Origin of the sequence: Streptococcus fermentans, assembly GCF_040888305.1 — a bacterium.
Taxonomy (GTDB): Bacteria; Bacillota; Bacilli; order Lactobacillales; family Streptococcaceae; genus Streptococcus; species Streptococcus fermentans.
This window is the reverse complement of record NZ_JBFNFG010000002.1, coordinates 238,217-251,067: the sequence shown is the minus strand read 5'-3', so window position 1 is coordinate 251,067 and position 12,851 is coordinate 238,217. Positions and strand designations below refer to the sequence as shown.

Below are 12,851 nucleotides of genomic sequence, written 5' to 3'. Positions count from 1 at the left end.
AACTGCTTGAGATAATAAATGAACAAAGAAGATTTATTGACATTATGGGAAGGAATAAACTGGGAAAAACATGTTTCGGGGATCTATTTTCTAGGGCAATATCTTAATAAAGACATAAATATTCATTTTACAGGTTACTGTGAACAAGATTTACTCTTATTATCAGATGATTTGATGTTTAGCTTATATAGAAACTTGGATCATCTTGATAAAAAAGCTCAAAAAGTTATTCATGATAACCTACCTGATCTTGCTGATTCAGTATTGGAATTAAGTGAGTTAATCTTGGATAAAAGTGGTTCTTATGGCGAATTTGCTCTAGGTTATGATGCGGGTGAATCTCCAGCTGGATCCCTTTATCTTTTAGTGAAATTCGACAAACAGTTTCAAGCTGATAGAGAGCTTGTGTATGAAATTTATTAACTGTACCATTTGTTAATCAGAACTCATCCATAAAAGAAAAGGTAGCCAGATGAATCCATATTTACAAGAATATATCACCCTGACAAGGGAATACCATGCTCAAGATGGAAAGCCTTCATGTGTTGTAGCCCTTTATGATTTGGCTGATGAATTAGCTATGACTGATGATTTAGAAGCAAAGAAGGTCTTAGTGGACCTCTATGAGCAATTGGCTCTCTACACTAGTGCCTATCGCTTATTTACCGAAATCATAGATAAACCAAATCGAAAACAGCTAAAGAAACTGACTCGTTTACAAGAAATGAGTCAGAGTCATGGCGATCGTTTTGCCCTTCCTCGTCCTCTAAAAAAAGAAGAGAAGAAGCATAGGCAGGAGCTACTACAGTCTTTGCCACATTTTATCTATCATCCAGACCCTATAGCAACAGGAGCTTTTGTAGAGGGAGAAGCAAAGGTTTGTCCATCTTGTGGGAAAGAAAGCACTATTTATTATGACTTGATCCCTTATTGTATCGACAACATAGAAAACCTCTGTCCATTTTGTATTGCAAACGGGCTAGCAGCCAAGAAATTCGATGCGGAATTTATTCAAGATGCTGAGTGGCAAGGTGAAGTGGATCCAGAAAAGAATCAGCTGCTTTTTTGCCAGACTCCAGGCTACATAAGTTGGCAGGGAGAACATTGGTTATCTTGTTGCCAAGACTACTGTGCCTATTTAGGAACAGTAGGCACTAAAGAACTAAAGACAATGGGAATCGCTGAGCAAGTCTTGGCAGACTATGAAGCGCGTGAAGAATATCAAGAGGTAGAAGACTACTTGTTCAAAGACGGGCCTATCTGTGGTTATTTGTTTAGATGTCTCCATTGTCAAAAATACCAGATCTGGGTTGATGCAGATTAAATCGAAATGTGATTAGTAATGAAAATTAAAGAGAAGACTATGGAAGAACTAGAATTATTCGAAGCTGCCTCCAAAGATTTATTTGATACTATGCAGGGATTTAAAGACAATCTATCTGTTCAATTTCCCCAATTAGATAGTGATAACTGGCAGTATGATAAGGGATCGATAAAAGTTTGTAAGGCTGATGAGTCAGGATTCAAAAAAAGATCTAGAGTCGGAATCAGCTACAACTTGAAAACCACCTTATCTAATGAAGATGCCGAGCAAATCTGGTTACTGTTTAAAGACTGGTTCAATACTAGCAGATTGGGTCAAGTTGAAAGAAATCCTAATAATGAGGATTTGGGAAGATATGTCTTCTCAGCAAGTTCCCCTCTAGGTGATCAGGTAGATTGTTCGATTTATTTGCCTAATGAGTGGAATATCCCTCAGATTAGCTTTTCGGGCTATCTAACAGCTCGTTATAGGGCTTGTGATCTTGATAAATTGCAAGAATAAGATGGAAGGTTTTTAGAGATGAGAAAGATTGATTGGGACAAGATAAAGACTCGCTTAGATGCCTTGCTAGTCATTGACGAATATCTGACAGATCCGAGTGAGGATTGGCTCAGACTCGTGATTAAGACTGAGGAAGACTATGGACTCCGATATCTTATTGACAATGGCTCTGGTGATTCTTTAGATGTGATTTTGACTGATAAAATGATCCTCATAAAAGGCTTTGATCATGAAAGTAGTTTAAGCCAGTTTGCTGCTAACGAGTGGAATCAAGATATCATCGATAGTTTTTATAAAGGACTGGATGAAAAGTATGTCTCACTTTATTCAGAAGACCAAAAAGATGAAACGACTTTCTTTATCTGGTATGATGGTCACGCGCATCAACAGACTTACCAAGATCAGGATGGTGGAGAATGGTTGCTTTCTTACCTTTTTGATAGCTTTGAGAAATTTCATGAGTTTGTGACTGACTATTATGAAATTACCGTAGATAAAGATTTACTTAGGAAACTCTACATGGATGGACAACTTTCAGACATAGAAGTAAAGCAATTAATCCAGGAGAGTTAAGAGAGTAATCATGAGAGTGAACTATAAAAATACCCCTGAAAACTATCGAGCTATGGTGGAAATAATTATCCCACCCTTGCTTGATTTACTCAAAAGTTTAACCTTGTTAGAAGAGGAAATTTTTGAGCGTAACAGAGCACTGGATAAGGAAAAAGAAGCCCTTGGCATCCCATCTAATCAGCTTCACCCTTTGTGGAATGAACTTATGGATGACTATTTTCAGAGGCAAATGCAACTTCTAACTGGACGAGTGACTCAAAAATGCTTGGAAGGAGGAGTTCGAAATTCTTATGGCTCCCCAAGTGAGTATAACTATGTTCAAACGAATGATTTTTCTGTAGATTTTATCATGGCAAAAGCTGAAGAAGCAAGAGTCATCACCCATTATCAAGAAGCTTTAGAAATGAAGCATCAGTTTGTCCTTAGATTGGTGGATGGAAATTGGCTACTTGATGAGAAATTCTACGGTTTTGAGGATGAGGAAACTTGGTATCTCGACTCACTTTGACCAAGATAGCTTTGCTTCCCAACTGGTATAAGAAAAAAGAGGAGTTTTATGAATTTTTTAAAAAATCTATTTGCTAGTAAGAAAGAAAAGTCAGAGAAGAAAAAACAACTGATCTTGTCCATGCCTCTTTTCAAAGGCAATCAATCCTATTCTTTAGACCAAGTTGTTCAGGAATTGAGATCTCATTGGGGGCTTGAAATTTCTGAAGTTTCTGGGGATGATTCTAGTGCAACCTTTGTGATTGATGGTGCTCTAGTTGCGCTGGCTTTAATGGATTTACCTATCCCAAGTCAAGAATTTGAAGAATTGTATGCCTATTCTTACCTCTGGCAGGATGTTGAGAAGGAAACACAGGAGCACACTCAACACGCCATTGTTTCTATTTTGTCTGACAATCTTTCGCCAGTAGAAACTTATTCCCTATTAACTAAAGTCAATGCCTCAATCCTAAAAACTAGTCAATCAGCTATTGGTATTTATCAGGGTTCTACCACCTTGCTCTTGCCCAAAGATCTTTATCTAGACCTGGCTGACCTTTTGAAAGAAGAAATGCTTCCCCTTCAACTCTGGATTTATATGGGAATTATAAACCAGGGAGATAAAACTAGTATTTACACTTATGGTTTGAAAGAGTTTGGAAAAACTGAGATTGAAATTATCGAGTCTCCTATGAATAACGATGACTTATATTATTTCCTCTTGTCTATTCTTCAGTATGTTTTAGGTAGTGATGTCACCTTAAAGGACGGTGAAACCATTGGCTTTTCAGAAGATCAAAAAATCAAAATCACTGAGTCAAAAGCGGTCTATTTGGAAGGAAATTCCTTGAAATTAGATGTTTAAACCATGATTTATAATTGAGTGTCCTTCCTAGTTTGGGGGTTTTATGAAGCGTGATATAAAAAAATATTATCTCTACCGATTTCTGGTCTATAGATTTGAAAAACTCTCTTGTAAGAATCCAAGTCTCAAGGAAATAAAACCAGAGAAGAGAGAAAAAATCGTTCTAGAGGCTACTCGAACTAGTCAAAAGATTATTCTAGTCTTAGGAATTCTTTATGTTTTTCAAAATTCTGCTTTGTTCATTTACCTAAGGCTCAATGATTTTCAAAATCCCTTATTGACTTGGTTTACTGACTACATCGATTATTTAGGTGAACTGATAAACGGAGAATGGGGCGGTAGTTGGCGTCAAAAGAAAGCTAGTTTTTTGATGATTGCTCTACTGGCTTTACCGATTGTACTGATAGAAGGCGGCCCCTTCTTCTTAATGGTTTTATTAGTTGGGAATTGGACACTAAAGAGAAAGATAAGATTTGAGAGAGAACATAAAGGAGTAGAGAGCCATGGGTAGAACGGTGATTATAGGTACTTTAATTGCTTTTGCAATTTTTAATCTGCTACTCGGTCTGGGCTTTTATTTCTTTCTAAAAAAGAGGAAAGAGAATGGGCAGACATTGTACGAAGCCCCTGTAAACCAACAAACTCGAACAGAAAAACTGGGTCTAGGCGAGATTTTGGTCTACCTGTCCCTGATTGCAATCGCAGGGATCTTTGCTTTTCAGACCTTAAATAGAGGCGGTGTGGGGAATTCTATTTTAGCTAAAATGATCCTCCTACCTGCTCTAATGGCCCTTTTCAATGCAAGAAAAAGGACTGGAAAGTCATTACTTGCCCTCCTTATAACCTTGATGGTCTTTCTAGTAGGAGTCATGTTTAATCTCACGATTGGTTTGCCACCTCAAGCACCAATTTTGCAAATTAATGAAAGTAAAATTACGTTAGCAGAAACCAAAGTAAGTGATCTGATGGAATCTGGATTTGATATCTATGTAAGACAGGGAGATGGTGCTAGCGACTACGAAGACCTCCTGACAGATGGCAATTTTCAAAAGTATTCAGGAGATAAATCAGTCACTATCGAAAAAGGCTTCAGACTTGATAGCAATGCTGTTCCCTACGCTCCCTATCTCTTTGCAAAAGATGGCATAGTTCTTGGGAGTATTTCCTTTTACGGGGCAGAAGATAAGGACGTGGTTCTAGAAGATTCTAAGGTTATTCAGGTCCGATTTAACAAGGATAGCATTGAAGTTGCTAAGAAACATTCTATCACTTTGAAATTGGATGAACTCGACTTGACTAGTCGACTGGACCTTCCACTTGTTCAAGAAACTTTCAAAAAGCATCTATGGTCAATCCCCCCATCACATACAAGTGATGTCACTCAATTGTGGTATGGATTACAATGGGCTAGCAACAGTGACTCTCTATTTTGGAATGAGTATTATAGTCTTATCCGTCTAGATGAAAATTATTTGATGACTGATTTTGAACTAGCTGCCAAAGTAGCGCGTGATGAGTAAATACGATTTTGAATAGTTGAATTTACTTCTGCCTATCTAAAGGAATTAATTTATTTAGTTCCTTTTTTTGTTTTTGATTTAAATTTAAAACGATTTCTATTTCTGGGTTGAATAAATTACACGAACTAAATATTAAATTATTTTAAAAAAGTTCTAAAAATACTTTACAAGTCTCTGAAAACATGATATAGTAATGAAGCTTAGAAAATGAGATGATGTTTTCTAGCAAATATAAACCCGAGTAAAAAATGCCTACGGACAGGCAGGGTTGAATGCCGAAGCGTGGTTGAAAAGCCACATTATTGATAGGGTTAAAAGCCTACTTTTATAAGTTGATGTTAGAACACTAGTTCTAATTCGTATACATTTGTTAGTGTGGTGAAAGCACACGTCATCTTGTGAAACGATCAATAAAGTACGTAATATTTGCTACTAGAGAGTTAGGAAACATCAGGAACAGACATACTCAAAAGAAACAAACATAAACACGTCAGTAGATTGTAGAGCAGGTGCCAACCTGCTCTTTTTTCATAAGTATCCTTTAGAGCCTTACACAAGATGAAAAAAACTACGATAAAGGAGTATGTCTCTATAATGTTAAATCAAAACCAAGCTCCCATCTATGAAGGGCTGGTCAAATTACGAAAGAAAAGAATTGTACCATTTGATGTACCTGGTCACAAACGTGGCCGTGGGAATCCAGAGTTGGTTGAACTTCTGGGTGAGAAATGCGTTGGTATTGATGTCAATTCTATGAAGCCCTTGGACAATCTAGGACATCCCATTTCGATTATCAGAGAAGCAGAGGAACTAGCAGCGGAAGCTTTTGGGGCTGCTCATGCCTTTCTAATGATTGGGGGGACAACTTCATCTGTTCAAACCATGATTCTCTCCACTTGTAAAGCTGGAGATAAGATTATTCTTCCGCGTAACGTACATAAATCAGCTATCAACGCCCTTGTTTTGTGTGGTGCTATCCCCATCTATATCGAGATGAGTGTGGATCCTAAAATCGGTATTGCTTTGGGGCTTGAAAATGATCGTGTGGCGCAAGCGATTAAGGACCATCCGGATGCTAAGGCTATCCTAATTAACAACCCAACCTACTATGGGATTTGTTCAGATCTTAAGGGTTTAACAGAGATGGCACACGCTGCAGGAATGAAAGTCTTAGTAGATGAAGCCCACGGTGCTCATCTGCACTTTACAGATAAACTTCCTCTGTCTGCTATGGATGCAGGAGCAGATATGTCGGCTGTATCCATGCATAAATCTGGTGGCAGCTTGACTCAAAGTTCGCTTCTTTTAGTTGGCAATCAGATGAATCCTGAGTACGTACGTCAGATTATTAATCTGACACAGTCAACATCAGCATCCTACTTGCTAATGTCTAGTCTAGATGTTTCTCGTAGAAACTTAGCCCTTCGTGGTAAGGAGTCCTTTGAGAAAGTTATTGAGTTATCTGAGTATGCTCGTCGTGAAATCAATGCCATCGGTGGCTACTATGCCTACTCAAAAGAGCTAGTAGATGGTGTATCAGTTTGTGATTTTGACGTGACCAAGCTGTCAGTCTACACTCAGGGAATTGGTTTAACAGGTATTGAAGTTTATGACCTCTTACGTGATGAATATGACATTCAGATTGAGTTTGGTGATATTGGCAATATCTTGGCCTACATTTCGATTGGTGACCGTATCCAAGATATTGAACGCTTGGTTGGTGCTCTGGCTGACATCAAGAGACTTTACTCAAGAGATGGGAAGGACTTGATTGCTGGAGAATATATCCAACCTGAGTTGGTGCTCTCTCCTCAGGAAGCCTTCTATGCAGAGAGAAGAAGCTTAACATTAGACGAGTCCGTTGGGCAAGTCTGTGGGGAATTTGTCATGTGTTACCCTCCAGGTATTCCAATCCTAGCACCTGGTGAACGCATTACACAAGGTCTTGTCGATTATATCCAATTTGCTAAAGAACGTGGTTGTTCTCTCCAAGGAACGGAAGATCCAGAGGTCAATCACATCAATGTTATTGAAAGAAAGGAGAACTAGATGGATTTATGGTTTTCTGAAGTTCATACTCCAGATGTCAAGTTAACAATGAGAACAGCCAAACAGCTTTATTCTGGTCAAAGTGAATGGCAGGATATTGAAGTATTAGATACTCCAGCTTTTGGAAAGATTTTGATTTTAAATGGGCATGTCTTGTTTTCAGATGCAGATGACTTTGTCTACAACGAAATGACCGTCCACGTTCCTATGGCTGTCCATCCCAATCCAAAGAAAGTCTTGGTTATTGGGGGTGGTGACGGTGGTGTTGCCCAAGTATTAACTCTCTATCCAGAATTGGAACAAATCGATATTGTAGAACCAGATGAGATGCTGGTTGAGGTTTGTCGAGAGTATTTTCCAGACTTTGCAGCAGGACTTGATGATCCTCGTGTTACCATCTACTACCAAAATGGGCTTCGCTTTTTACGAAACTGCGAAGATGATTACGACATTATCATCAATGATGCGACTGATCCATTTGGACATACAGAAGGGCTCTTTACCAAGGAATTTTACGGCAATAGCTATAGAGCCTTGAAAGAAGACGGTATCATGATTTACCAGCATGGTAGTCCCTTCTTTGACGAAGATGAGTCAGCTTGCCGAAGCATGCATCGCAAGGTCAATCAAGCCTTTCCAATCAGCCGGGTTTATCAGGCACATATCCCAACTAGTCCTGCTGGCTATTGGTTGTTTGGATTTGCATCGAAAAAATATCACCCTGTCAAAGATTTTGACAAGGAAGGCTGGAAAAAACGCCAATTATTTACGGAATATTACACTGCAAACTTACATGTGGGGGCCTTTATGTTGCCTAAGTATGTAGAAGACATTTTAGAAGAAGAGGAAGGAAAAAAATGAGTCGTTTATTAGTGATCGGATGTGGGGGAGTTGCCCAAGTTGCTATTTCAAAGATTTGCCAAGATAGCGAAACTTTTAAAGAAATTATGATTGCTAGCCGTACCAAGTCAAAATGTGATGACTTGAAGGCTAAATTAGAAGGCAAAACAAATACTAAGATTGAGACAGCTGCTCTTGATGCTGACAAGGTAGAAGAAGTGATTGCCTTGATTGAAAGCTACAAACCAGAAGCTGTTTTGAACGTAGCTCTACCATACCAAGATTTGACTATTATGGATGCTTGTTTGGCAACAGGTGTCCACTATATCGATACTGCCAACTATGAGGCTGAGGACACAGAAGACCCTGAATGGCGTGCTATTTATGAGAAACGTTGTAAGGAGCTTGGTTTTACTGCCTACTTTGACTACTCATGGCAATGGGCTTACCAAGAGAAATTCAAGAAAGCAGGTCTAACTGCCTTGCTTGGTTCTGGTTTTGACCCAGGGGTAACCAGCGTCTTTTCAGCATACGCCCTCAAACACTATTTTGATGAAATCCATTATATCGATATTTTAGACTGTAATGGTGGTGACCACGGTTATCCATTTGCGACAAACTTTAACCCAGAAATCAATCTACGTGAGGTTTCTGCACCAGGTTCTTACTGGGAAGATGGAAAATGGGTTGAGGTCGAAGCTATGTCTATCAAACGTGAGTATGATTTCCCACAAGTTGGTCAAAAAGACATGTATCTCCTCCACCATGAAGAAATCGAATCATTAGCAAAGAATATTCCAGGTGTTAAACGCATTCGTTTCTTTATGACATTTGGTCAATCTTATCTAACGCACATGAAATGCTTGGAAAACGTTGGTCTTCTTCGTACAGATGCTATTAATTTTAACGGACAAGAAATCGTACCAATCCAATTCTTGAAAGCCTTGCTTCCAGATCCTGCAAGCCTTGGCCCACGTACTGTTGGTAAAACAAATATCGGATGTATCTTTACAGGCGTCAAAGATGGCGTTGAAAAGACCATCTACATTTACAATGTTTGCGACCATCAGGAGTGCTATGCAGAGGTTGGATCACAAGCCATTTCTTACACAACAGGTGTTCCTGCCATGATTGGGACAAAATTAGTGATGGATGGCACTTGGAAACAACCAGGAGTTTATAACCTTGAAGAGTTGGATCCAGACCCATTCATGGAAGCTTTAAATAAATACGGTTTGCCATGGGTTGTGGTTGAAAATCCACAAATGGTGGACTAATGAAATTAGAACAAGTACCAACGCCTTCTTATATCATTGACTTAGGAAAATTAGAAGAGAATTGCCGCATTCTACAAGAGGTTCAAGAAAAAACCGGCTGTAAGGTTCTACTGGCTCAAAAGGCTTATTCTCTCTATAAAACCTATCCTTTGATTAGTCAGTATCTGTCAGGTACGACGGCCAGTGGACTCTTTGAAGCTAAGTTGGCTAGGGAGGAGTTCCCGGGGGAAGTCCATGTATTTGCGCCTGCTTTCAAGGAATCAGATATGGAAGAGCTACTGCAAATATCTGATCATATTGTTTTTAACTCAGAGAGACAACTACGCAAATATGGTCAACTTTGTCGTGAAGCTGGTATTAGTATTGGTTTGCGCATTAATCCTCAATGTTCAACGCAGGGTGATCACGCGCTCTATGACCCTTGTGCTCCTGGCTCACGCTTTGGAGTGACTTCAGACAAGATACCAAGTGATTTGTTAGATTTGGTTGACGGACTTCATTTTCATACCCTCTGTGAGCAAGGGGCAGATGATTTACAAACGACTTTGAAAGCAGTAGAAGACCAGTTTGGAACCTATTTGCCTCACCTTAAATGGCTCAATATGGGTGGTGGTCATCATATTACGAGAGATGACTATGATGTGGACTTACTGATTTCTGAGATTAAACGCATTCGAGAAACTTATAACCTTGACGTCTATATCGAGCCAGGAGAAGCTATTGCCCTTAATGCGGGCTATCTAGCGACAGAAGTCTTAGATATTGTTGAAAACGGGATTGAGACCTTGGTACTAGACGCCTCGGCAAGCTGCCATATGCCAGATGTTCTTGAGATGCCTTATCGTCCCCCATTGAGAGATGGATTTGAATCCCAAGAAAAAACTTATACTTATAGACTCTCTTCAAATACTTGCCTGACAGGTGATATCATTGGGGATTACAGCTTTGAAAAACCGATTGAAATTGGCGATCGCCTCTATTTTGAAGACATGGCTATTTACTCATTTGTCAAAAATAATACCTTTAACGGAATTGGACTTCCAAGTTTGTATCTCATGGATAAAGAGGGTGAGTGCAGTCTAGTCAAAGCATTTGGCTACCAAGACTTTAAGGAGAGATTATCATGATGGACAGCCCAAAGAAATTAGGTTATCGTATGCCTGCAGAGTATGAACCCCATCATGGGACTCTCATGATATGGCCTACTCGACCAGGGTCTTGGCCTTTTCAAGGAAAGACTGCAAAAAAAGCCTTTAGCCAGATCATCAAAACGATTGCTCAAGGGGAAACAGTCTACCTTTTGGTGGAGCAGGACTATCTATCTGAAGCTCAATCCTACCTTGGTGATAGCGTTGTTTATTTAGATATTCCCACAAATGATGCCTGGGCACGTGATACTGGTCCGACAATTCTCCTCAATGATCAAAGGGAAAAGTTGGCGGTAGATTGGTCTTTCAATGCCTGGGGTGGTGCTGTTGACGGTCTTTACCAAGACTATGAAGCAGATGACCAAGTAGCCAGTCGTTTTGCAGAAGTTTTAGAGATACCTGTTTATGATGCCAAACCTTTTGTACTGGAAGGCGGAGCTATACACAGTGACGGTCAAGGAACTATTCTTGTCACAGAAAGCTGCTTGCTCAGTCCGGGTCGTAATCCTCATCTGACTAAAGAGGAGATTGAAGAGACCTTACTAGAGAGCCTTGGTGCCGAAAAGGTCATTTGGTTGCCTTACGGTATTTATCAAGACGAGACAAATGAACACGTCGATAATGTTGCAGCCTTTGTTGGTCCTGCAGAGCTTGTTTTAGCTTGGACAGACGACCAAGACGATCCTCAGTATGCCATGTCTGCAGCAGATCTAGCTCTTTTAGAGAAGGAAACTGATGCAAAAGGCCGGAGTTTCACTATTCATAAGCTTCCTATTCCAGCACGTCATCAAGTAGTTACAGAAAAAGATTTGCCGGGCTATACTTATGAAGAAGGCGAAGAGGAGCGTTATGCAGGTGAAAGACTAGCAGCTTCCTATGTGAATTTTTACATTGCTAATAAGTCTGTCTTGGTGCCGCAATTTCAGGATGCTAACGACCAAGTGGCCTTGGATATTCTGACTCAGTGTTTCCCAGACCGTGAAGTTGTCGGAATTCCTGCAAGAGATATTCTACTAGGTGGTGGAAATATTCACTGTATTACCCAACAAATTCCAGAATAGGAGAAAAAGATGAGAAATGTAACGGTTGCAGCTATTCAGATGCAATGCGCTAAGGATGTGGAAACGAATATCCAAACAGCTGAACGTTTAGTTCGACAAGCTGCTGAGCAAGGAGCCCAAATTATTCTCTTACCTGAATTATTTGAACGCCCCTATTTTTGTCAGGAGCGTCAGTATGACTACTACCAGTATGCCCAATCGGTGACAGAAAATACAGCTATTCAGCATTTTAAAGTAATTGCTAAGGAGCTAAAGGTCGTTCTACCAATCAGTTTCTATGAAAAAGATGGTAATGTCTTATACAATTCCATTGCTGTCATTGATGCAGATGGAGAAGTACTGGGCGTTTATCGTAAAACTCATATACCAGATGACCATTATTATCAGGAGAAATTCTTCTTTACACCTGGAAACACAGGCTTCAAGGTCTGGGACACTCGCTATGCCAAGATTGGAATTGGCATCTGTTGGGATCAATGGTTCCCTGAAACAGCCCGTTGCCTTGCTCTAAATGGCGCAGAATTGCTCTTTTATCCAACAGCTATTGGTTCAGAGCCTATTTTGGATACAGATAGTTGTGGTCATTGGCAACGTACCATGCAGGGACATGCAGCAGCAAATATTGTGCCAGTTATCGCAGCCAATCGTTATGGTTTAGAAGAAGTCACTCCTTGCGAGGAAAATGGTAACCAAAGTTCAAGTCTTAATTTCTACGGTTCATCCTTTATGACCGATGAAACAGGAGCTATTTTAAGTCAAGCCGAACGGCAAGGCGAAGCTATCTTGTTAACTAATTATGACCTTGACAAGGGAGCGAATGAGCGCCTGAATTGGGGTCTCTTTAGAGACAGAAGACCAGACATGTATAAAGATATTGTCAGATGAAAAAGCCTATCCTAGGCTTTTTTTCTGTAGATACTATAATAATTTTTTGATAAAGTATTAGAAATCTGATAAAATTAACATAGTGTAAGAATGATAAGAGAGGTTGGGGAGCTCTCAATCAATTTTTTCTTGAAGAATTAAGCCGTGACTGAGGTTAATTATGGGAAAATGGACTTGTAGATGTGGTCAAGCAATGAACGACCACAAAGCCCCTGATCCAAATGCATATTCGGTTTATTCGGATGAGTTATTTGAATAAATCTCTCATGCAAGAGTATTTTGGCTGATATTCTGTCATTGTAATTACGGTAATTATTTGTTA

The 12,851-nt window shown here is 39.6% G+C and carries 14 protein-coding genes; all 14 read left to right on the top strand.

Translation table 11 applies throughout. The features are described 5' to 3' along the window. The first annotated feature begins 18 nt into the window (after nt 1–18). The 14 genes from AB2B50_RS03575 (at nt 19) to aguB (ending at nt 12,529) form a co-directional block, all read left to right on the top strand. Entirely contained in the window at nt 19–423 is a 405-nt protein-coding gene (locus AB2B50_RS03575; protein WP_320692464.1) for a hypothetical protein, read from the top strand. Between the two features lie 49 nt (nt 424–472). Further along, nucleotides 473–1,324 (top strand): CbrC family protein, encoded by an 852-nt coding sequence (locus AB2B50_RS03570; protein WP_320692463.1) that lies wholly within the window; start codon nt 473–475, stop codon nt 1,322–1,324. An 18-nt stretch (nt 1,325–1,342) separates the two neighbouring features. Beyond that, nucleotides 1,343–1,825, top strand: coding sequence for a hypothetical protein (locus AB2B50_RS03565; RefSeq protein WP_320692462.1), 483 nt, complete (start codon nt 1,343–1,345; stop codon nt 1,823–1,825). 18 nt (nt 1,826–1,843) lie between these two features. Further along, nucleotides 1,844–2,398 (top strand): hypothetical protein, encoded by a 555-nt coding sequence (locus AB2B50_RS03560; protein ID WP_320692461.1) that lies wholly within the window; start codon nt 1,844–1,846, stop codon nt 2,396–2,398. Nucleotides 2,399–2,408: 10 nt separating this feature from the next. Next, entirely contained in the window at nt 2,409–2,906 is a 498-nt protein-coding gene (locus tag AB2B50_RS03555) for a hypothetical protein (protein WP_320692460.1), read from the top strand. Nucleotides 2,907–2,954: 48 nt separating this feature from the next. Further along, on the top strand, nt 2,955–3,749 hold the full coding sequence (locus AB2B50_RS03550; RefSeq protein ID WP_320692459.1) for a DUF4261 domain-containing protein: 795 nt from the start codon (nt 2,955–2,957) through the stop codon (nt 3,747–3,749). A gap of 43 nt (nt 3,750–3,792) precedes the next feature. Next, nucleotides 3,793–4,260, top strand: coding sequence for a hypothetical protein (locus tag AB2B50_RS03545; RefSeq protein WP_320692458.1), 468 nt, complete (start codon nt 3,793–3,795; stop codon nt 4,258–4,260). Further along, nucleotides 4,253–5,269, top strand: a complete 1,017-nt coding sequence (locus AB2B50_RS03540; protein WP_320692457.1) for a hypothetical protein — start codon at nt 4,253–4,255, stop codon at nt 5,267–5,269. The genes AB2B50_RS03545 and AB2B50_RS03540 overlap by 8 nt, the downstream gene beginning before the upstream one ends. A gap of 594 nt (nt 5,270–5,863) precedes the next feature. Continuing rightward, nucleotides 5,864–7,318: an aminotransferase class I/II-fold pyridoxal phosphate-dependent enzyme gene (locus AB2B50_RS03535; RefSeq protein ID WP_320692456.1), complete on the top strand. Its 1,455-nt coding sequence runs from the start codon at nt 5,864–5,866 to the stop codon at nt 7,316–7,318. Further along, nucleotides 7,319–8,179, top strand: coding sequence for a polyamine aminopropyltransferase (speE, locus tag AB2B50_RS03530; protein ID WP_223338447.1), 861 nt, complete (start codon nt 7,319–7,321; stop codon nt 8,177–8,179). Beyond that, nucleotides 8,176–9,435: a saccharopine dehydrogenase family protein gene (locus AB2B50_RS03525; RefSeq protein WP_049504666.1), complete on the top strand. Its 1,260-nt coding sequence runs from the start codon at nt 8,176–8,178 to the stop codon at nt 9,433–9,435. Before speE ends, AB2B50_RS03525 begins: the two co-directional genes overlap by 4 nt. Next, nucleotides 9,435–10,562: a carboxynorspermidine decarboxylase gene (gene nspC, locus AB2B50_RS03520; protein WP_320692455.1), complete on the top strand. Its 1,128-nt coding sequence runs from the start codon at nt 9,435–9,437 to the stop codon at nt 10,560–10,562. The genes AB2B50_RS03525 and nspC overlap by 1 nt, the downstream gene beginning before the upstream one ends. Beyond that, nucleotides 10,559–11,644 carry an agmatine deiminase gene (gene aguA, locus AB2B50_RS03515; RefSeq protein WP_320692454.1) on the top strand — a complete coding sequence of 362 codons (1,086 nt, stop codon included), beginning with the start codon at nt 10,559–10,561 and terminating at the stop codon, nt 11,642–11,644. The genes nspC and aguA overlap by 4 nt, the downstream gene beginning before the upstream one ends. 9 nt (nt 11,645–11,653) lie before the next feature. Then, the gene (gene aguB, locus AB2B50_RS03510) at nt 11,654–12,529 is read left to right on the top strand and encodes an N-carbamoylputrescine amidase (RefSeq protein ID WP_320692453.1); all 876 of its coding nucleotides are present in this window, start codon (nt 11,654–11,656) and stop codon (nt 12,527–12,529) included. Nucleotides 12,530–12,851: the final 322 nt, after the last annotated feature.